The organism is Actinopolymorpha sp. B9G3, assembly GCF_040120725.1.
Classification (GTDB): domain Bacteria; phylum Actinomycetota; class Actinomycetes; order Propionibacteriales; family Actinopolymorphaceae; genus Thermasporomyces.
Map to the genome: position 1 here is coordinate 39754 of NZ_JBEEAB010000022.1, position 17350 is coordinate 57103.

Here is a 17350-nt window from a genome sequence, read left to right on the forward strand (position 1 = left end):
GAGGGTGTCGTACCCAGGCGCTAACGTCCCGGGCCATGCCACGACACCATCCTCCACCGGCAAGACCGCTGGGGCCGGACGCCGAGGGTCGGTGGGTTCGCCGTTGGACGTCACCGGAGTGGACGCGCACCGTAGATGCATGGGTGAGCCGTCGGCTCGCCGAGCAGGGCCGCTGGATCATCGGCGAACCCGTCACCTACCGAGCCCGCTTGTGGTCCGTGGTCCGCTGTTATCGGTCCTCCGAGGGGCTGGTGTGGTTCAAGGAGACCAATCCCGGGCATCGGTTCGAGGCTGGCCTGACTGCTGCCCTGGCACGTCTGGCACCCGATGCCGTCGTCGCGCCGATCGCGGTAGATCGGTCCCGCGGCTGGCTGCTCACCAACGACCACGGAACGACACTCGACCATGAAGACGTCGCTGATCAGTCCACCCGGTGCACCGTGGTCCGCGCATTGGCCCGGCTCCAATGCTCACTGCTCGGCCATCTCGAGGTGGGCGAGCACCCTGGGCTTGTCGTGCTCCCACCCAGCGCCGCCGGCGACCGGGTGCGCGCTGTCGCCCGCGACTGGGCTGCGTTGCCGGCGGGCCATCCACTCCACGCCGAACCGGACACGCTGGAACGGGCTGACCAAGCCGCGGGCGTACTGGATCGGTGCACTGCGCCCCTCAGCAACACCGTTCCACTCGACCTGGAAATCAACGACGTCTATGCCGCGAACATCTGCGCCGACCGCGGGGCCGGCACGCTACAACTGCGGTTCTTCGACTTCGGCAATGCACTCTGGGGCCACCCGTTCGTCACCCTGCACGGCTTCCTCGCCTCGGTGGAGGAGTGGAACCAAGCCCCGTTGTCATCTTCGGACCGCGAAGCGCTCTGCGACAGCTACCTGATGGTGTGGCGCGAACACCTGCACGCCGACCTACAGGTGCTGCACCGCGACCTCGCCGCAACCCGAGTCCTGGTCCACGTGCACCGGCTCGTTTCCTGGCTGCGTCTTGTTCCGCACGCCGATCTGACCGAAATCCGAACCAGAGCAGAGATACCACGGCAGCAGATGGCCAACATCGCGGCACTGGCCGACTGACCTTCCCTCTGGGATACGGCCTGGCTCGCTCCGGCCCTTCGTCCCCAGGCGAACTCGATCACGATGTACGTCTTTGATGTGGGACCACATCCAGGCATATGGGTGATCGTCGACAGATGATCAGGATGCTCTGCGTCGTGACCCTGACGCGTCCTCACCCCGATCGGCTTGATCAGCTGAGGCACTCGCTGTTCGGAGATATCGAGTATGCGAGCGATGTCTGCGCCCGTGAACCGCGATTCTTGAGTGTGTGAAACGCCGTCGGCAAGGGCTCGGGCTGGTCAGATGACCGGCCCGAGCCCCGGCCCTTATGTTCAACCGCTCCGGTGCTGTTAGCCAGCTTCCTGGCAGGGACTCTTCACACCGTTGCTCTCCAATGAGATGTACTTGCCCGACTCATCGATAGCGCGAACGGTCCAGGTTATGTCTTGGTCCACGCCGTAGAAGTTGGCGATGGTTGACTGAGAACCGGAAAACCACACTCCGTCGGCGAAGATCCTGTAGCCGAACGCGTCCGGAATGGCCGTCCACTGCAGGACGAGTTCCTGGCCGATGCACCCCGGAGGATGCATGGTGATTGCCTGCTGGGTCGACGTGGTGCCCACAGCCTGTGAAGCGGGCTCGGCGGTGGTAGCGGCGGTGGCTGGTGCTGCCACCATCAGCAGGGCACCGGCGACCAACGCGGCCGCCCCCCATGTTCGTGCCGCGCGGGCAGTTTTCATTGCCATACTCGGCCTTTCCCGTGTCGTGATGAGCGATTGCGTGTGAGGCCTCATCTGCTCACACGACTGGAGTGACGCATCCGTTCATCCCTGGTCCGGCGATGGCCAAGCTCCTGGGTTGGGTCGGCTACGAGGAACCCTGATCGGCCACCGTCTTCTCCTTGGCGGACAGGCCGCCGCCCTGGAAGGGAGGAGCCGGCGGGTACAGCGACTCGGATTCCAGCGAGACGGCTTCGACGTGGCGAGCCAGGCAGTGTCGTGGCACCTACTCAGGCGGGTGTGCGAGCAATTCTCGGAGGGTGGCGATGTCGTGGACATCCTTCGGGCGCCATGATCGACCGTTGCGCAGCTTGGGAAACTGCTCCTTCATCGCAAGCATTCCAGCGACGCTCATCGCCGGGATGGCATGGCCGCCAAGAACGCCGGGAAAATCGCTGAAGGAGTCGGCAGGGAACACCCAGTCAGACCAACGGCCCTGTGTGCGGAACGTGCCGTCCGGATGCGCGTCGAAATACGCGGTGCTGAAGGCGACACCGTTCCAGGTGAACTCGCGCGACTCCTCGGGCGGCTGCGTTTCCAATAGGACGGCGCCCTCCTCCACAAGCGCCGCCGTGCCGCGCTCGCCGTCCGATCTCTCGACCCAGAACTCGATGTCGCCGTGCTCGCGGGTGATCCGACCGATCCGAGCGTCGAGACCCCACCCTCCGAACAACCAGGCCGCCACTGCCGCTCGGCGTAAGACCTCGAGGACAGCGTAGATGCTCACCAGTTGGGCGCGACCGCGCCGGTAGAACGTCTCTGCAGGCGTCTCGCTCGACATCTTTCCATCTCCACTGGACTCCAAGCTGGCCATGCCCGCCGGGCATGCTAACGCCCTTGCCACAGGAGCGCTGAACGGTTATCGATCCCGGCCGGCGCTACCGGCGGATGGAGCCCATCCGTCCCTAGAATCGGAGGTCGATCGCTGATCCGAGTGGGCAAGGGGGCCGAGGGTGGGGTCGACCATCACGTTGTCGGAGGCCGACTGGGAATCGCATCGCCCTGCGGTATTCGGGGCGGCCTACCGGATTCTCGGCACCGTGGCCGAGGCCGAAGACGTGATGCAGGAGGTCTGGTTGCGTGCCGCCACGGTCGACCTGTCCGAGGTGCGGGATCTGCGGGCCTGGTTGGTGACCCTGGCCGCGCGTACGTCCTTCAACGTGCTGAAGTCGGCGCGCGTCCGGCGCGAGTCCTATGTCGGGCCCTGGCTGCCCGAACCGCTGCTGACCGGGCCCGACGCCGCCGCACAGGTGCTCATGGACGAGTCGGTCAGCACCGCGATGCTGGTGCTCATGGAGAGGCTTACCCCCGCCGAACGCGTCGCACTGGTGCTGCACGACGTCTTCGACTTCCCGTTCGGCCAGATCGCCGAGGTGCTTGGCGGCACGCCCGCCGCCAGCCGCAAGCTCGCCTCCCGTGCGCGGGCGAGGGTCGCCGCGGTCGGGGAGCTGCCCAGGGCGTCCAGGGCTGAGAGCGAACGCGTGCTCAAGGCGTTCAAGGCGGCGGCCGACGCGGGGGACATGGCCGGGCTCGTCAAGCTGCTGGCCCCCGAGGCCGTCTATGTCGGCGACGGCGGCGGCAAGGTGACCGCCGCGCGCAGGCCGGTGCACGGTGCCGAGACGATCGCCCTACTGGCGATCAGGCAGATCGAGATCAGGCGCCCCGACGCGTTCCAGATCATCGAGGTGAACGGGTCCCCGGCCCTGGCGACCTACCGTCGTGGCGAGCTGGTCTGGCTCGACACCGTGGAGATCGTCGACGGGCGGATCACGGAGTACAGGAGACTGGCCAATCCCGAGAAGCTCGCCCGCATCGGTCACATCCGAACCCGCCATCTTGTCTCCCTGCCGAACCCTCCGATCCCGGGGGCGAGGCTCAGGAGAGGACAAACACGATGGGACACGTGGTGATCATCGGAGGCGGTTTCGCGGGCGCGTGGAGCGCGGCGGGAGCGGCGCTGGTACGCGGAGACGCCGACCTGCGCATCACACTCATCGCACCGAACGAGCACCTGGTGCTGCGGCCGCGCCTGTACGAGCCGGAGCCGGACCTGGCCAAGGTGGAACTCAGCAGGATCCTCGAGCCGATCGGCGTCGAGCACCTGCGGGCCGCGGTGAGCACGATCGACACCGACCGCCGCGTGGTCGTGGCCGACGACGAGGAAATCGGATATGACCGGCTGGTGCTGGCGGCGGGCAGCAAGCTCGTTCAGCCCCAGGGCCTGCCCGGCGCGGAACGACTCTTCGACATCGACACCCTGACCGGTGCCCGGCGGCTCACCGAGCATCTGCGCGACCGGGAGGACTACTCGGCCGTGGTCGTCGGCGCCGGGTTCGTCGGCTTGGAGGCCGCGACCGAACTGGCCGCCCGGGGCCGGGTGCTGCTGGTGGACCGGTCGGAAGTGGTCGGACACCAGCTCGGCCCGGGCCCGCGCGAGGAGATCGGGGAGGCTCTGAACGAACTGGGCGTCGAATGCCGCCTCGGGACCACGGTGACGGAGGTCGGCGACGGGTACGCCGTCCTCTCCGACGGCACCACGGTCGAGGCCGATGCGGTGGTCTGGTCCGTGGGAATGAGGGCCAGCGAGCTCACCCGGCAGGTCTCCGACGAACTCGACCACCTCGGCCGGGTTCCGGTGGACCAGTGGCTGCGCGCCCTTCCCGAGGTGTTCGTCGCCGGGGACACGGCCGCCGCGGCGTTCGACGCCGAGCACACGGTCATGCAGGCCTGCCAGCACGCCACCCCGCTCGGCAAGGTTGCCGGATACAACGCGGCGGCAGACCTGCTGGGCGTGCCACTGCGCGACTTCACGCCCGGTCCGTACGTCACCTGCCTGGACCTGGGCGGTGCCGGTGCGATCTTCACCCGGGGCTGGGACCGCAGGGTGATGGCCTCAGGCGCGGAAGGCAAAGAGATCAAGGTGCGGATCAACCAGGCCATCCATCCGCCGGTCGACGACGCCTCGAAGATCCTCGCCGCCGCCGACAGGGTCTACCTCGAGCTCCCCTTCTTCCCCCGCTCCGAGGAGGAGGCCGCGGCATGACTCCCGCACCCCTCCGGGACGCGGCGGCCCTACCAGGCCGCCGCGTTCCCGACTCCCGCTCGTGCGGCCTGCCGCGGACCGTGCTGCGTTCGGACACCTTGGCGAGCAACACCCTGGGCGGGCTGAACAGATCCGCACTGCCGGAATTGTGCGTGGCCCGCTCACGGCGGCGGCGGCGGTCATCGATCCGCGCGACGTCGCAGCTGTCGCTGCCTGCGCGCTCACCGACGACGTGCACGTGGGTGCGACCTACCGGCTGACCGGACCCCAGGTGATCAGCCGCCCCGAACACGTCCAGGCGATCGGCACGGCGATCGGGCGGGACCTTCGCTTCGAAGAAGTCCCCGTCAAGGACGCGCGAGCACAGATGCTTGCCGACGGCCGCCCACCCGCCCTGGTGGACGCCCTGCTGTCGGCAGCCGAGACCCGCTCGGCGTCGACCCTCGTCACGTCGACCGCGCAGACCTCACCGGGGAACCACCGCACAGCTTGCTGCACTGGGCGCGCGATCACAGCGACGCCTTCCGTTGACCCAGCCGCAGTACAAAGCGTTTCCGTGCTTTTCAGACGTCGGCTGGTAGCCTCGACGATCCTTCCGGCGTTGACGAGGACCACATGGCAGGCAGGGCAGACACACTCCACGGGGTGTCCTATGTCATGCCGGTGCTCAACGAAGTCGAGCACATCGAGGCGGCCGTCGAGAGCCTCATCGGGCAGGACTATGACGGCCCGTGCGAGGTCGTCCTGGCGCTCGGACCGAGCGTGGACGGCACCAACGAAGTGATCTCGCAGATGGCGCGGGATGACCCGCGGATCCGCAGCATCCCGAACGAGCTCGGTTCGACTCCCGGTGGCCTCAATGCGGCGATCATGGCTTCGACCTACCCGATTGTCGTGCGAGTGGACGCCCACTCAGTCTTGCCGCCCGACTACACCCGCATCGCGGTGGAGACTCTCCTGCGCACCGGGGCGGACAACGTCGGCGGCATCATGAAAGCCGAGGGCACGACGCCGTTCGAGAAGGCGGTCGCTCACGCATATGGCGCCCGCGAAGGGCTCGGTGGGACGCCACACCACGTCGGCGGCGAGGAAGGACCGGCAGAGACCGCATACCTTGGCGTCTTCCAGCGGCATCGTCTCGTCGAAGTCGGCCTTTTCGACGAGGGGATCAGGCGTGGACAGGACTGGGAACTCAACCGCCGCATGCGCGCGAACGGCGGAACTGTCTGGTTCACGCCCGAGCTCGAAGTCGTCTATCGTCCGCGCTCGAGCCTACGCAGGCTCGTCCGCCAATTCGTCTCGACCGGCATCTGGCGAGGCGAACTCGCACGTCGGTTCGGCGCCGAGAACTCTTTGCGCTACTTCGTTCCGCCGGTAGCGGTACTCGGGGTGCTCGGCGGCGCAATCCTTGGGATCATCGGCCTCGGCGCGGGCTTGGGGTGGCTGTGGATCGGCTTCGCCGTTCCCGCGCTCTACGTACTGTTCGTCGTTGTCGCGTCGACCATAGCGACGCGCGAAGGGATCCGCACCGGGCTGTGGTACCTCGCAGTCCTGCCATGCATCCACGTCGGGTGGGGCCTGGGCTTCATCCTCGGATTCCTGAAGCTGACGAGAAATATCACAGTTCACACGGGAAGGTGACCGCTTGTCGCTGCAACTGGAGATGATCACTTCGGAGAACGTCGGCGCTGCTTGACCGGTTGCGCGTCCGGCCTGAGCAGGAGGGCGTGTTCCTTCTCCATTTTTCGCACAGGTCAGGAGACCATTTCAAGACTTATCTTTCGGCGTCCAGTGCCACAGACTCGTGCCCCATGGATGAGATCGGGGTGCGCACTGAACGACACGGGGAGACTGCGGCGGTGAGGGCACGGCTCCAGCACGTCTACTGGATCGGTGGCGGGAGCGGCGCGGGCAAGTCCACCATCGCTCGCCGCCTGGCCGCTGCGCACGGTCTGCATCTCTACTCGACAGATGACGTGATGTCTGATCACGCCAGCCGGAGCACACCCGAAGACAGCCCGTACCTGAGCGAGTTCGTGGCCATGGACATGGACGAGCGATGGGTGAACCGACCTCCGGAAACCATGCTGGAGACGTTCCACTGGTGGCGGGGCGAGGGATTCGGCCTGATCGTCGAAGATCTTCTCCGCCTTCCGAGAGAGCCTCGCATCATCGTCGAGGGCCACCGGGTGTTGCCAGGCCTCGTGAAGCCTCTCCTCGCCGCGCCCACCAACGCCGTTTGGCTCCTCCCGACTCCCGACTTCCGCCGGGCTGCGTTCGACAGCCGGGGTTCGACCTGGGAGATAGCGCGGAAGACCAACAATCCGAAACGTGCTCTGCACAACCTGCTCGAGCGTGATCGACTGTTCACGAACCGGCTTTACAAGGAAGCAGCGAGCCTCGAACTACGCGTCATCGACGTCAGCACCACGATGACCGAGGATGACTTGGCTGAGCGGGTAAGCGAGGCGTTCGGACTCTGAGCCGCGCAGGAGCAGGCGACCTGATCAGGAGTCCGCCCGCGCCGACGCGGTGGTGACGGCGCCGTCGTCGCTCGTCCTGATGTCGAAGCCGGCCTTGCGCAGCCGTTCCAACAGGCCCGGGAATCCGTCGGCGACATGTTCGGGGACGTGATCGATCTCGTCGAGGGCTGCTTGCACCATCGGTTCGTCCTCGCCGGCAATGCGGTAGATCACCTGATCGTCGTACGTCGTGACCGTGTAGGTCAGGAACGGACAGCATGCCGCCTCCCGTTCGGCGAGGTCGCGCACCCACGCTTCGACACCGGCGCGGGCGGTGAACCGCCAGATGACGGCGTCGTCGGTGCGTTCCCGTCCGGCGAGTGCGTGGTCGAACAGTCGCGCGTACTCGGCCATTCGTTCCTCCGGGGTGTCGGAGGCGGTGGTCATGTCGCAGACGAGGGGAGCGGAGCTGGATGAAGTAGTCATTCCACGACCGTAGACTCTGGACCCATGTCCAGGGTCAAGGGTTGGCGATGAAGATCGGTGAGGTTGCCCGGCGTGCCGGAGTCACGATCGACACGATCCGGTTCTACGAACGACGCGGCGTGCTGTCGGTGCCGGCCCGCCGCCCGTCGGGGTATCGCGAGTACGGCGAGGACACGGTGGGGCGTATCCAGTTGGCGAGACGGATGAAGTCGTTGGGGCTTTCGCTCGACGAGATCATCGACGCGCTCGCCGCGCATGACGCCGGTCCGGTGACGTGTGAGTCGGAGCGTTGGCGGTTGGATGCCGCACTCGATCGGGTCGATGCGCGGATCGCGGAGTTGAAGGCGTTGCGAAAAGAGATCGTCTCCGCCCGAACGGCGTGCGAGCAGGGGAGCTGCACGTTCGTCACGGGCGGCGCGTGAGGAGACTGGCGCCCGTGAGTATGACGAAGTCTTTGCTGCTGTTCGTCGCCGCCGCCGTTGCCGAGATCGGCGGCGCTTGGCTGGTCTGGCAGGGAGTCCGCGAGCACAAGGGGTGGATCTGGGTCGGCGCCGGCGTCCTCGCGCTGGGCCTCTACGGATTCGTCGCGACGCTGCAGCCGGACGCGCACTTCGGCCGCATCCTGGCTGCGTACGGCGGGGTGTTCGTGGCCGGGTCGCTGGCCTGGGGCATGGCCGTGGACGGGTTCCGACCGGACCGGTACGACGTCGCCGGAGCTCTCATCTGCCTGGTCGGGGTCGCGGTCATCATGTACTCCCCGCGAGTGGCCTGAGCTTCCCCAGCCGGGCCGCCCGCGGCTCAGGTGTGGCGAGTCGGCACGACCGCAGGCGCCCCGTCGATCTCGACGACCCGTGCCGTGAGGCCGAAGACGGCGCGCAGCAGGTCCTCGGTGAGGACGTCTCGTGGCGTGCCCTCGGCGGCGATGCGTCCGGCGTCGAGCACCACGATGTGGTCGGCGAACCGGGCGGCGAGCGTGAGGTCGTGCAGGACGCAGACGACGGTACGCCCGCCGTCGTGGGCGACGGACCGGACGACGGTCATCACGTCGACCGCGTGGGCGAGGTCGAGGTAGGTCGTCGGCTCGTCCAGCAGGAGGTACGCCGTGTCCTGGGCGAGCACCATCGCGAGCCAGGCCCGTTGGCGCTGCCCACCGGACAGTTGGTCGACGGGATGGTCGGCCAGGTCGAGCAGCTCGACCCGCTGGAGTGCCTGGCGTACGGCCTCCTCGTCCGCACTGCTCCAGCGCTGGTACCACGCTCGGTGCGGGAACCGGCCCCTCCCGACCAGGTCGCCGACCGTGAGGCCTTCGGGGACCAGCGGTCCCTGCGGCAGGAGTCCGAGCCGCTTCGCGAGTTCGTTGCCGCCGGTCCGCGCGATGTCGACGCCGTCGAGGTCGACCCGGCCGGTACGCGGCCGGAGGAGCCGGGCCATGCCCCGCAACAGGGTGGACTTGCCGGACCCGTTCGGGCCAACGATCGCGGTGACCGTCCGCGCGGGGATGGTCAGGTCGACCCGGTCCACGACGAGGTGCTCGCCGTAGCCGAGGCTGAGGTCGACGACGTCCATGCTCAGCCAGCCCTCCGGATGACGGGGCGCGTGCGCGCCACGACGTACAACAGGTACGGCGCGCCGATGGCCGCGGTCAGCAGCCCCACCGGCAGTTCGGTCGCTCCGAGCCCGAGCCACGAGAAGCCCTGGCGGGCGCACACGTCCGCCCACACGACCGCCGCGGCGCCGACCGCGGCGCTCGTGAAGACCGGCGGATGGGGAAGCCGCGCGGTGCGCTGGGCAAGCTGCGGCGCGCCGAGGGCGACGAACGCGATCGCGCCCGCCGCCGAGGTGGCCGCCCCGGCGAGCACGGTCGCGAGGAGAAGGAGCACGACCCGGCTGCGGTCGACGTCGACACCGAGCCCGGCGGCGAGGTCGTCGCCGAGGGCGAGTACGTCGAGCCGGCGGTTGAGGACCACCAGCGGCGGCACGACCAACACGAGCGCGCACAGGGCGCCGATCGAGCGCGCCCAGGTCGCGGCGTGCAGCGATCCCGCGAGCCAGGTGATCGCCGGCCCGATTTGGGCCACGTCGCCGAGGGTCAGCAGCCAGGACACGACCGACCCGCCCGCCGCGGCGATCCCCACGCCGACGAGCACCATCCGCATCGGGTCGAGCCGCCGGCCGGCGAAGGCGAGCGCGTACAGGACCAGGCCCGACACCACCGCCCCGGCAAGCGCGGCGGTGGGTAGGCCGACGGACGCCGCGAGCCCCGAGACGCCGCCCGCCGACCCGGCCAGGACGACCACACCGACCGCTGCCACGGACGCGCCGGCGTTGATGCCGAGGATGTCCGGGCTGGCCAGCGGGTTCCGGGCGACGGACTGGAGCAGCGCACCGCTCAACCCGAGCGCCGCTCCCACCAGGACGCCCGTGACGACACGCGGCAGGCGCAGCTCGAACACGATCAGCTCGGTTCCACTGTCACCCAGCCCCACCAGGGTCTGGAGCACCGTGAGCGGCGGGAGCCTGGTCTCGCCGACGCTGGCCGAGAACACGAGGCCGGCGAACGCGAGGACGATGGCCAGCGCGGCGACGGCGTACAACCGCCTGGCCGACGAATGCCCGATCCGCGGCCTGGTGTGCGGAGAGCCGGGCGGGCCGGAGGGGTCCGAGGGGCCGGGACGCTCGGACCGGGTCGCCGTGGTCACAGCGCCAGACCTCTCCGGCGTACGACCCAGATCAGGACGGGCGCACCCAGAACCCCCGCGACCACGCCGACCTGCAGCTCGCCCTGACCGGCGACGACGCGCCCGGCGACGTCGGCGCTCACGAGGACGAGCGCACCGACGAGCGATCCGGCGACGAGGGCGGGCATCCACCGGGCGCCCGTCACGGCCCGGGCGAGCTGGCCGGCGAGGAGCCCGACGAACGCGATGGCTCCGCACGCCGCGACCCCCGCGGCGGTGAGCAACGCGACGGCGGCGAGACCGGCCAGCCGGGAGCGGGTCACCGACAGTCCCATGGCCGTCGAGACGTCGTCGCCGAGGGCAAGGAGGTCGAGCGAGCGGGCGTTGACCAGCGCGATCAGGAGCCCGCCCATGGCGAACGGCAGGATCACGAGTCCCGTGTCGGGGTCTCGGCCGGAGAGTGAGCCGACCGCCCAGAACCGGTACGCGTCCAGTGACTGCGCGTCGAGCAGGACGATCCCCGACGTCAGGGCGGCGAGGAAGGCCGTCGTCGCGGCGCCGGCCACCACGAGCCGGGCGCCGCCCTCGTGCAGACTCGAGCGCGCCATGGCATAGACGGCGAGGGACGCCACCAGCGCGCCGACGATCGCCGCGTACACGCTCTGTTCGAGCGTCTCGACCAGCCGCAACCGGAGCCCGAGAACGACGCAGAACGCCGCGCCGGCACTGACCCCGAGCAGGCCCGGCTCGGCCAGTGGGTTGCGGGTGTGACCCTGCATGAGGACGCCGGCCGCACCGAGGCACGCGCCGACCAGCAGGCCGAGGACGGTCCGCGGGAAGCGGAGCGTACGGACGATCGTGTCGGCTTCCTGACCGCTGGCGGAGGTGAGCGCGTGCCAGACCTCGGCCGGGCTGGAGGCGTTGGAGCCGATCGCGAGGGAGAGCAGCGCGACCACGGGTACGAGCGCGGCGAGCAGCAGGAGCCGGCGCGAGACGCCGCCCTTTGGCGTCGCCCCGCGCCCTCCCGTGGCCCCGGTCCTTCCCGAGGCACCGCGCCTTCCCGTGGTCAGGCCGGGCATGTGGCCCCTCGCTTGCCGGAGTTAGGGTAACCTAATAGAGTCGTGCTTTAGGGAAGCCTCACCTTATTGGTGGGACGTTGATTGGCTCCACTTCGGGCCGGCAAGCGCCGGGTCCGACCGTGGAGCCTTCGCATGAAGGAGTCCGGGTGCACCGCAGGATCCTCACCGCGTTCGTCGTGGCCGCCGCTCTGCTGCTCGCCGCCTGTGGTGGAGGCGCGTCGACCTCGGACTCGACCGGCTCGTCCGGTGCATCCGGCCAGAAGGCGTCGGACGACTCCCGCGGCGCTGCCGTCACCGTCACCCACGCGATGGGGACGACGAAGATCGAGGAGCCGCCGCAGCGGATCGTCGCACTCGACTCGAGCTACGCCGACGCGGCCCTCCTGCTGGAGGCCAACCTGGTGGGCATCACGACCTACCGGTCGTACTCCACCGACCTGCCCGACTACCTCGGCGGCGCCCGTACGAAGTACGCCGGCGACGTCGTGTCGGTGGGCGAGCTCGAGGCGCCGAGCCTGGAGAAGGTCGCCGCCCTGAAGCCCGACCTCATCGTCAGCGCCAAGGTCCGCCACGAGGCGCTCTACGACCAGCTGACCGCGATCGCCCCGACGATCATGAGCGAGACCACCGGGGCGACGTTCAAGGAAAACATCCGGATGCTGGCGAAGGCCCTCGGCAAGAAGGACCTCGCCGAGGAGAAGATTCGGGCGTACGAGACGGCCGCCAAGCAGGTCGGCGAAGCGGTGAAGGCGAAGGCGGGCGACCCGACCATCTCGGTGACGCGGTTCCTCGACGGACCGACCCGGCTCTACCTCAAGGACACCTACTCCGGGATCGTCCTCGACGACGCCGGACTCGCCCGGCCGAAACCGCAGGACACCACCGGCTTCGCGCTCGAGATCTCCGAAGAGAACATCCGGAAGGCCGACGCCGACAAGATCTTCGTCACGACGTACGAGGACGAGAAGGGTCTTGCCGTACGAACCAAGGAGGCATTCGCGGCCAACCCGCTCTGGAAGCCACTCGCGCCCAAGGTGACCGAGGTGTCGGACGCCACCTGGATGACCGCGGTGAGCGTGCAGGGCGCGTATTACATCCTGACCGACCTCGCGAAGGCTTTCGACGTCGAGCCTCCCGCGTTGCCGGAGGACCTTTCCTCATGATCATCTGCCACTGTGAAGTTGTGACCGACGGCGCTGTCGTCGAATCGATCAATGGTGGCGCCCGAACGCTGGCGAACATCTGCAAATCCACCGGTGCCGGACGAGGCTGTGGCGCGTGTGTCTTCTCGCTCAAGCGACTGCTGTGCGAGCATGAGCCAAGCAGTGCGTCGCCGGAGGTGGAAGTTGCAGCCAGTTAGTCCACGCGTGGTCGAATTGCTCAACGATGCCCTGACTCTCGAACTCACCGCCACCAACACCTACTTCCTGCATGCCCGCATGTGTGATCACTGGGGCTTCGGACATCTCGGCAAGGTCTTCTACGACCTGTCGATCGAGGAGATGCGGGACGCCGACGACCTGATCCGCCGGATCCTGTTGTTCGACGGGCACCCGAACGTGCAGCGGCTCAACCCCATCCAGGTCGGCGAGTCCCCCGAGGAAGTTCTCCGGCTGGCGTACGACAGCGAGAAGGTGGCCGTCGCGCAGTTCAACGCCGGTGCACAGGAGTGCCACCAGCTCGGCGACCACGGTACGGCCGCGGAGTTCGAGGACATGGTGCGCGACGAGGAGAAGCACGTCGACCTGTTCGAGAGCCAGCTCGACGCCATCGAACATGTGGGCATCGCGCACTACCTTGCCCAGCAGATCAACCACGGCAGCTCAACCGACTAACGTCCCGTAGATCCTGCTGGGGCGGGACTTCGTACACCTCAGTTCGCCAGTTGGGTGAGCCATGGGTGGGCTGGATGCGTGAGGGTAAGCGCGTCTCGCAGCCACGTGCGTTGGCTCGTCGTGAGGATCGGTAGCAGGGCGAGAAAGTCGAGTTCATCGTGAGGCCGAAGATCGCCGGCCTCGGCTGGAGCGAGGTGCCCGCCAGCCTTGTAGAAAAGCGCGATCTCCGGGAGTGCTGTGGGTATCTGCCACGCGGACTGCTTGACAGCATGGCCGATTGGTAGTGCGACACGTGGCTCGTGGGCAAGGACCCACTCATCGGTGGAGCGCTCGTTGAGGAGGAACTCGAACTCGAACTCGGCGTTGAACCTTGCAGAGGACGAGGCCAGAGTGCTCCGGGGATGGGGAACGTGGATGTGGGCGGGCAGATCGAGGTGGCGTCCGTCCCATGGCTCGTTGGTGTCATCGGGGACGTGGGGATCGTGCGCGATCAGCTCCCAGCCGTCGAGGTGGTCGAAGACGGCACGCTGATCATCGTGGAAGACGACGATGTCGACGTCACCGTGGTCGCGAGACTGGTAGCCGAGCCAGGCGTCCACCGCCCAGCCGCCGCAGAGGAACCATGGGTGTCGGAAGCCGGCCATGAGGTCGGCGACGTACCTGACCGCTTCTGGGACGGAAGCCATGAACAGCACACCTCTCACTCGTACATCGTCGAACCGGTTGTGTTCGGCTCTTGCGTGCCAGGGAATGCATCGCACGCTCTCAGGAGTGGAGGGTCATTGTGCGGAACCTACAGATCAGCCGCCGGCGCGAGCAACGCATTTTCGACGAGGTCGAGGGAGCCCGCTTCTCGACGAGGTTTGGCCGTGTTACTCGCCCGGTGTCCGCGGGAGGGAACCACGACGTGGCGGCTGGTGTACTACGCGCGTGAGCGGGATGTCGCGGAGGCGTTGGGCGTACGTCCACCTTGCCGTGGTGGGTGGGCTGGTCACGATGGGGTGTGTGGCGCGGTCGACGGGGTGAGGTCTGACCCCTCCGGGGTGGAGGCGTACCAGACCCTTCCGGCCTCGGCGGACCGTGCCGCTCCATCTGGAAGGTCGGCCGGATCGACGCCAGCAGTGGAGGTCACCCGACGATGTGGAAGCGACTATGCGGAGGACTTCGACGCGGGCCTCGGCGCTCGGACGGTTGGTGCCGGGCCGGTCGAGCTGGTCGCGTTCCGCGTCTCACCCGTCCCGTCGGGACACTCTCCCGCGAGGATGTTCAAGGTCATGATCCGGATCGCACCGGGGAGTCAGGCGGCGCTTCGCACCGTCACGGCGGGCACATCCCTGGCCTACGACCGGGCCCGGTTCGCGAAGGACAACATCTACAGCCTGTCTGACGGAGAACCAGCCGTACGGTTCGTGGGCTGCCGGGATCGCTCCGCGGTGTTCAACGGAGGGATCCTGACCACCGGGCCCCGCACGGTCCGGCTGGAGATCATCCACGATGACCGGCACCTTCCGGTCACAGTGCGGGCGTACGACGGCTGAACGCGGACCCGGGCCCTGCCACTCCGACGGCTGGTGATCTACGAGCACCCGGAGTGAGCAGCTCAAAGGTTGCGAACCTCTCCTTGGAGGGGGAGGTCGAACCACATCAGCTCGGCTGGCCCCACTACGGTCGTTCCGACCTCAGCGAAGCCAACCTTGCGGTACAGCGAACGCGCAGGCGGGTTGTTCGACGGAGTGTGGGTGACAACCGCCTCGAGCTCGTTGCCGACTGCCCAGTCGATCAACGTGCGGCAAAGAAGGGCCCCGACCCCTTGTCGGCGACACTCCGGAGCTATCCGCATCCGGCTGAGGTGCGCCACGCTGGTACGACCCTCGGTGAGGCCTGGTGGAACGTCGGTACCGGGAAGATCTGCGCCCACCATGCCCACCAATACCTCGCCATCTCCACGGGGTTCGACAGCCACCCAGAACGCGAGGTAGCACTCCTCGATGCGTTCCAGATCCGTGAACCATCCGGGCGGCTCAGGGCCCTTGTGCCACGGTGGCAACACGCGATCGTGCAGCGTCCGGATATGTGGGCGGTCAGCTTCCCGATACCGACGCACGGAGATCACCTCGAGCATCCTGGCAAGCCGAGCGGGCGGCAGCAATCGAGTTTGAGGCCGGTGCAAGATGCAGCCCTCAACGCGGTCAGGTGCACGCCTCGAGAACCACGTGATTCTTGCCGAGGTGGTCGATGACTCCAAGGCCAGCAGACTCGAAATGACGCGCATATCGCCTCGCGATACTCGCGTGTATGACCGCGAAGACCTTGCCGAACTCCGCACGCTTCACCAAGCCGGCCATGAGCTGCGCCGACTCGGACGCATTGACGTGGGTCGGGACGTTACAGACCGTGAGTGGAGTCATTGGTACGCGGAGAGGATCGGGATCGCAAACCAATTCGAGCGGCACGTTGAGATCGGCGGCATTCTGCCTCGCCAGCCACATTGCCAGGCAGTCGACCTCCGTGCCCACCGCGGACTTTGCTACGGAGTTCAGCACGAGGCCAATTGCCAGCGGCCCGTATCCGGTACCTATGTCTGCCACGACGTCGACGGCCCGATAGTTGAGGGCGACTTCGAGCAGGAGTGCGGTTCCCTCGTCGACCTGGTGTGGAGAGAAGACCCCATAGTCCGCACGCAGTCTCGCCTCGTGGGCTCCGAGTTGAGCGGTGAAGCTTGCTGGTTCTGGAAGCGACTGCGCGTGGGGCGGCGTGCCTCTCAGACGCATCAGCCGACCCTGGCGCTCCGTCTCGAGGTTCCAGCCGATTCCTTCCAGAAGACGCTTCACGGCGTTGGGTCCTTGCCGCTTGGCGAGGTACCAGGAGACCTCTGCGTTCGGCTGGGCGAGGCGCGTGGCAAGCCAGGCGAGGAGCGGCACCAAACTCCGTGGCCGGTACGAAGGAAGGTGAACGTCGACGCGCGGCGCCAAGGGCGGATTCTCCTCAGGGAGCACGTCATGGAGCCCGCGGACCTCTGAGGTGAATGGCGCTGCCGCGGCCAGGTCGCTGGCAGTGAATCCGACAATCCCGTCCTCGCGGTCCACCGTCTCGGGTAAGCCGATATGCCAACAACGAACTGAAGCGCGACTCAAGGGGGACCTCCAATCTGAGCCTTGAACGGTAGCGCTAGTCCGTGGAGCTCAGGCCGCGAAGCTCCGCGACCCGGTCAGGCTGCTCGGTGGGCAGGTCGAGGCGCCGGTAGAGCCAGAGCAGGAGGTCGGTCGTCGTGCCGCTGACGGTCGCCGGACCGGCCGCGCCCGGCGCCCAGAGAAGGGCGGCGAAGGGCTCGGCCTGGGAGATCGTCCACGACGATCCGGTGTCGGTCGCGGTGAGGATGACCGGGCCGGAGAGGGATCGACCCAACCGTTTGACGTCGTCCTGGTCGGCCAGGGAACAGGTGAGGAACTCCTCGACCGCGTCGGCTGCCACCTCGGTCCGCATCGTCCATGTCGCGCCGGCGGCGTGCGCGGCGTCCCAGTGGTGCACCGCGGTTTCCTGAACCTGGTGCCTGGTGATGAACCCGATGTCGCGGCGGTCCGGGAACCAGGTCCAGACGGGCGCCGCCTGGTCCGCGCCACGGAGTGCGTCGACGAGTTCGGCGGCGCCGCGCTCGAATGTGGCGACGAGATCGTCCCGGTCCGGACGCTGCGGGCGACGGGAATCCTCGGGTGGCGCCTCCAGGCGGTCGGCGACGATCGTACGCCAGAACCAGTGCACCTCGGTCAGGTGCCAGACCAGTGAGGCGACGTCCCAGTCTGGGCACTGCTCGACCCGGGCGTCCAGGTTGCCCCGGACCGCGTTGGCGAAGCCGTTGGAGTGGTGGGTGATCGCGGTGACGCACGCGTCTGTGGAGAGGCTCATGGCACGCACCTTAGGCAG

General features: G+C 67.9%; 21 protein-coding genes. 11 read left to right on the top strand and 10 right to left on the bottom strand.

The genetic code is table 11. The features are described from left to right. Positions 1 to 143: 143 nt before the first annotated feature. The gene (locus ABNF93_RS28230) at positions 144 to 1085 is read left to right on the top strand and encodes a hypothetical protein (RefSeq protein WP_349331245.1); all 942 of its coding nucleotides are present in this window, start codon (positions 144 to 146) and stop codon (positions 1083 to 1085) included. A 332-nt stretch (positions 1086 to 1417) separates the two neighbouring features. Here ABNF93_RS28230 and ABNF93_RS28235 read toward each other — a convergent pair whose 3' ends face one another. Both ABNF93_RS28235 and ABNF93_RS28240 read right to left on the bottom strand, forming a co-directional pair. Next, positions 1418 to 1807: a hypothetical protein gene (locus ABNF93_RS28235; protein ID WP_349331246.1), complete on the bottom strand. Its 390-nt coding sequence runs from the start codon at positions 1805 to 1807 to the stop codon at positions 1418 to 1420. Positions 1808 to 2072: 265 nt separating this feature from the next. Then, entirely contained in the window at positions 2073 to 2627 is a 555-nt protein-coding gene (locus tag ABNF93_RS28240; protein WP_349331247.1) for a nucleotidyltransferase domain-containing protein, read from the bottom strand. 172 nt (positions 2628 to 2799) lie between these two features. Here ABNF93_RS28240 and sigJ point away from each other — a divergent pair, with 172 nt between their 5' ends. The 4 genes from sigJ (at position 2800) to ABNF93_RS28260 (ending at position 7372) form a co-directional block, all read left to right on the top strand. After that, positions 2800 to 3756, top strand: coding sequence for an RNA polymerase sigma factor SigJ (gene sigJ / locus ABNF93_RS28245; RefSeq protein ID WP_349331248.1), 957 nt, complete (start codon positions 2800 to 2802; stop codon positions 3754 to 3756). Beyond that, complete coding sequence (locus ABNF93_RS28250; protein WP_349331249.1) at positions 3750 to 4889, top strand: NAD(P)/FAD-dependent oxidoreductase; 1140 nt, start codon at positions 3750 to 3752, stop codon at positions 4887 to 4889. Before sigJ ends, ABNF93_RS28250 begins: the two co-directional genes overlap by 7 nt. Before the next feature lie 645 nt (positions 4890 to 5534). Next, positions 5535 to 6530 (top strand): glycosyltransferase family 2 protein, encoded by a 996-nt coding sequence (locus ABNF93_RS28255; protein ID WP_349331250.1) that lies wholly within the window; start codon positions 5535 to 5537, stop codon positions 6528 to 6530. 170 nt (positions 6531 to 6700) lie between these two features. Further along, on the top strand, positions 6701 to 7372 hold the full coding sequence (locus tag ABNF93_RS28260; RefSeq protein ID WP_349331251.1) for a hypothetical protein: 672 nt from the start codon (positions 6701 to 6703) through the stop codon (positions 7370 to 7372). A gap of 24 nt (positions 7373 to 7396) precedes the next feature. On the opposite strand, the gene ABNF93_RS28265 is transcribed toward ABNF93_RS28260, so the two are convergent. Then, positions 7397 to 7837: a hypothetical protein gene (locus tag ABNF93_RS28265; protein ID WP_349331252.1), complete on the bottom strand. Its 441-nt coding sequence runs from the start codon at positions 7835 to 7837 to the stop codon at positions 7397 to 7399. Positions 7838 to 7884: 47 nt separating this feature from the next. On the opposite strand from ABNF93_RS28265, the gene ABNF93_RS28270 reads away from it, so the two are divergent. Further along, entirely contained in the window at positions 7885 to 8259 is a 375-nt protein-coding gene (locus tag ABNF93_RS28270; RefSeq protein ID WP_349331253.1) for a MerR family transcriptional regulator, read from the top strand. A gap of 20 nt (positions 8260 to 8279) precedes the next feature. Next, on the top strand, positions 8280 to 8609 hold the full coding sequence (locus ABNF93_RS28275) for a YnfA family protein (protein ID WP_502877640.1): 330 nt from the start codon (positions 8280 to 8282) through the stop codon (positions 8607 to 8609). A gap of 26 nt (positions 8610 to 8635) precedes the next feature. On the opposite strand, the gene ABNF93_RS28280 is transcribed toward ABNF93_RS28275, so the two are convergent. The 3 genes from ABNF93_RS28280 to ABNF93_RS28290 are packed head-to-tail and all read right to left on the bottom strand — an operon-like array spanning position 8636 to position 11594. After that, complete coding sequence (locus ABNF93_RS28280; protein WP_349331255.1) at positions 8636 to 9403, bottom strand: ABC transporter ATP-binding protein; 768 nt, start codon at positions 9401 to 9403, stop codon at positions 8636 to 8638. Positions 9404 to 9405: 2 nt separating this feature from the next. Beyond that, a complete protein-coding gene (locus tag ABNF93_RS28285; protein WP_349331256.1) occupies positions 9406 to 10536 on the bottom strand; it encodes a FecCD family ABC transporter permease in 1131 nt (376 codons plus the stop codon). Beyond that, complete coding sequence (locus tag ABNF93_RS28290) at positions 10533 to 11594, bottom strand: FecCD family ABC transporter permease (protein ID WP_349331257.1); 1062 nt, start codon at positions 11592 to 11594, stop codon at positions 10533 to 10535. Before ABNF93_RS28290 ends, ABNF93_RS28285 begins: the two co-directional genes overlap by 4 nt. Before the next feature lie 146 nt (positions 11595 to 11740). On the opposite strand from ABNF93_RS28290, the gene ABNF93_RS28295 reads away from it, so the two are divergent. From ABNF93_RS28295 to bfr, 3 genes are read left to right on the top strand one after another with little or no spacing between them, the layout of a single operon-like run. Beyond that, positions 11741 to 12757 carry an ABC transporter substrate-binding protein gene (locus ABNF93_RS28295; protein WP_349331258.1) on the top strand — a complete coding sequence of 339 codons (1017 nt, stop codon included), beginning with the start codon at positions 11741 to 11743 and terminating at the stop codon, positions 12755 to 12757. Continuing rightward, a complete protein-coding gene (locus ABNF93_RS28300; protein ID WP_349331259.1) occupies positions 12754 to 12954 on the top strand; it encodes a (2Fe-2S)-binding protein in 201 nt (66 codons plus the stop codon). Before ABNF93_RS28295 ends, ABNF93_RS28300 begins: the two co-directional genes overlap by 4 nt. A 7-nt stretch (positions 12955 to 12961) precedes the next feature. Further along, entirely contained in the window at positions 12962 to 13429 is a 468-nt protein-coding gene (gene bfr / locus ABNF93_RS28305) for a bacterioferritin (protein WP_349331260.1), read from the top strand. A 38-nt stretch (positions 13430 to 13467) separates the two neighbouring features. Here the strand turns inward: bfr and ABNF93_RS28310 are convergent, their stop codons facing one another. Continuing rightward, entirely contained in the window at positions 13468 to 14115 is a 648-nt protein-coding gene (locus ABNF93_RS28310) for a nucleotidyltransferase domain-containing protein (protein WP_349331261.1), read from the bottom strand. A 183-nt stretch (positions 14116 to 14298) separates the two neighbouring features. Between ABNF93_RS28310 and ABNF93_RS28315 the strand changes: the two genes are divergently transcribed. After that, positions 14299 to 14967 carry a hypothetical protein gene (locus tag ABNF93_RS28315; protein ID WP_349331262.1) on the top strand — a complete coding sequence of 223 codons (669 nt, stop codon included), beginning with the start codon at positions 14299 to 14301 and terminating at the stop codon, positions 14965 to 14967. Positions 14968 to 15029: 62 nt separating this feature from the next. On the opposite strand, the gene ABNF93_RS28320 is transcribed toward ABNF93_RS28315, so the two are convergent. The 3 genes from ABNF93_RS28320 to ABNF93_RS28330 form a co-directional block, all read right to left on the bottom strand. Beyond that, the gene (locus ABNF93_RS28320) at positions 15030 to 15476 is read right to left on the bottom strand and encodes a GNAT family N-acetyltransferase (protein ID WP_502877638.1); all 447 of its coding nucleotides are present in this window, start codon (positions 15474 to 15476) and stop codon (positions 15030 to 15032) included. A 142-nt stretch (positions 15477 to 15618) separates the two neighbouring features. Continuing rightward, positions 15619 to 16260 carry a methyltransferase gene (locus ABNF93_RS28325; protein ID WP_349331264.1) on the bottom strand — a complete coding sequence of 214 codons (642 nt, stop codon included), beginning with the start codon at positions 16258 to 16260 and terminating at the stop codon, positions 15619 to 15621. 337 nt (positions 16261 to 16597) lie between these two features. Beyond that, the gene (locus ABNF93_RS28330; protein ID WP_349331265.1) at positions 16598 to 17332 is read right to left on the bottom strand and encodes a maleylpyruvate isomerase family mycothiol-dependent enzyme; all 735 of its coding nucleotides are present in this window, start codon (positions 17330 to 17332) and stop codon (positions 16598 to 16600) included. Positions 17333 to 17350: the final 18 nt, after the last annotated feature.

What these genes read in the sequence shown, in the direction of transcription:
- ABNF93_RS28280 (WP_349331255.1), bottom strand. Translation starts at nt 9,403, where the DNA reads ATGGACGTCGTCGACCTCAGCCTCGGCTACGGCGAGCACCTCGTCGTG.
- ABNF93_RS28275 (WP_502877640.1), top strand. Translation starts at nt 8,280, where the DNA reads ATGACGAAGTCTTTGCTGCTGTTCGTCGCCGCCGCCGTTGCCGAGATC.
- ABNF93_RS28330 (WP_349331265.1), bottom strand. Translation starts at nt 17,332, where the DNA reads ATGAGCCTCTCCACAGACGCGTGCGTCACCGCGATCACCCACCACTCC.
- ABNF93_RS28270 (WP_349331253.1), top strand. Translation starts at nt 7,885, where the DNA reads ATGAAGATCGGTGAGGTTGCCCGGCGTGCCGGAGTCACGATCGACACG.
- ABNF93_RS28260 (WP_349331251.1), top strand. Translation starts at nt 6,701, where the DNA reads ATGGATGAGATCGGGGTGCGCACTGAACGACACGGGGAGACTGCGGCG.
- ABNF93_RS28300 (WP_349331259.1), top strand. Translation starts at nt 12,754, where the DNA reads ATGATCATCTGCCACTGTGAAGTTGTGACCGACGGCGCTGTCGTCGAA.
- ABNF93_RS28290 (WP_349331257.1), bottom strand. Translation starts at nt 11,594, where the DNA reads ATGCCCGGCCTGACCACGGGAAGGCGCGGTGCCTCGGGAAGGACCGGG.
- ABNF93_RS28235 (WP_349331246.1), bottom strand. Translation starts at nt 1,807, where the DNA reads ATGAAAACTGCCCGCGCGGCACGAACATGGGGGGCGGCCGCGTTGGTC.
- ABNF93_RS28310 (WP_349331261.1), bottom strand. Translation starts at nt 14,115, where the DNA reads ATGGCTTCCGTCCCAGAAGCGGTCAGGTACGTCGCCGACCTCATGGCC.
- ABNF93_RS28265 (WP_349331252.1), bottom strand. Translation starts at nt 7,837, where the DNA reads ATGACTACTTCATCCAGCTCCGCTCCCCTCGTCTGCGACATGACCACC.
- ABNF93_RS28240 (WP_349331247.1), bottom strand. Translation starts at nt 2,627, where the DNA reads ATGTCGAGCGAGACGCCTGCAGAGACGTTCTACCGGCGCGGTCGCGCC.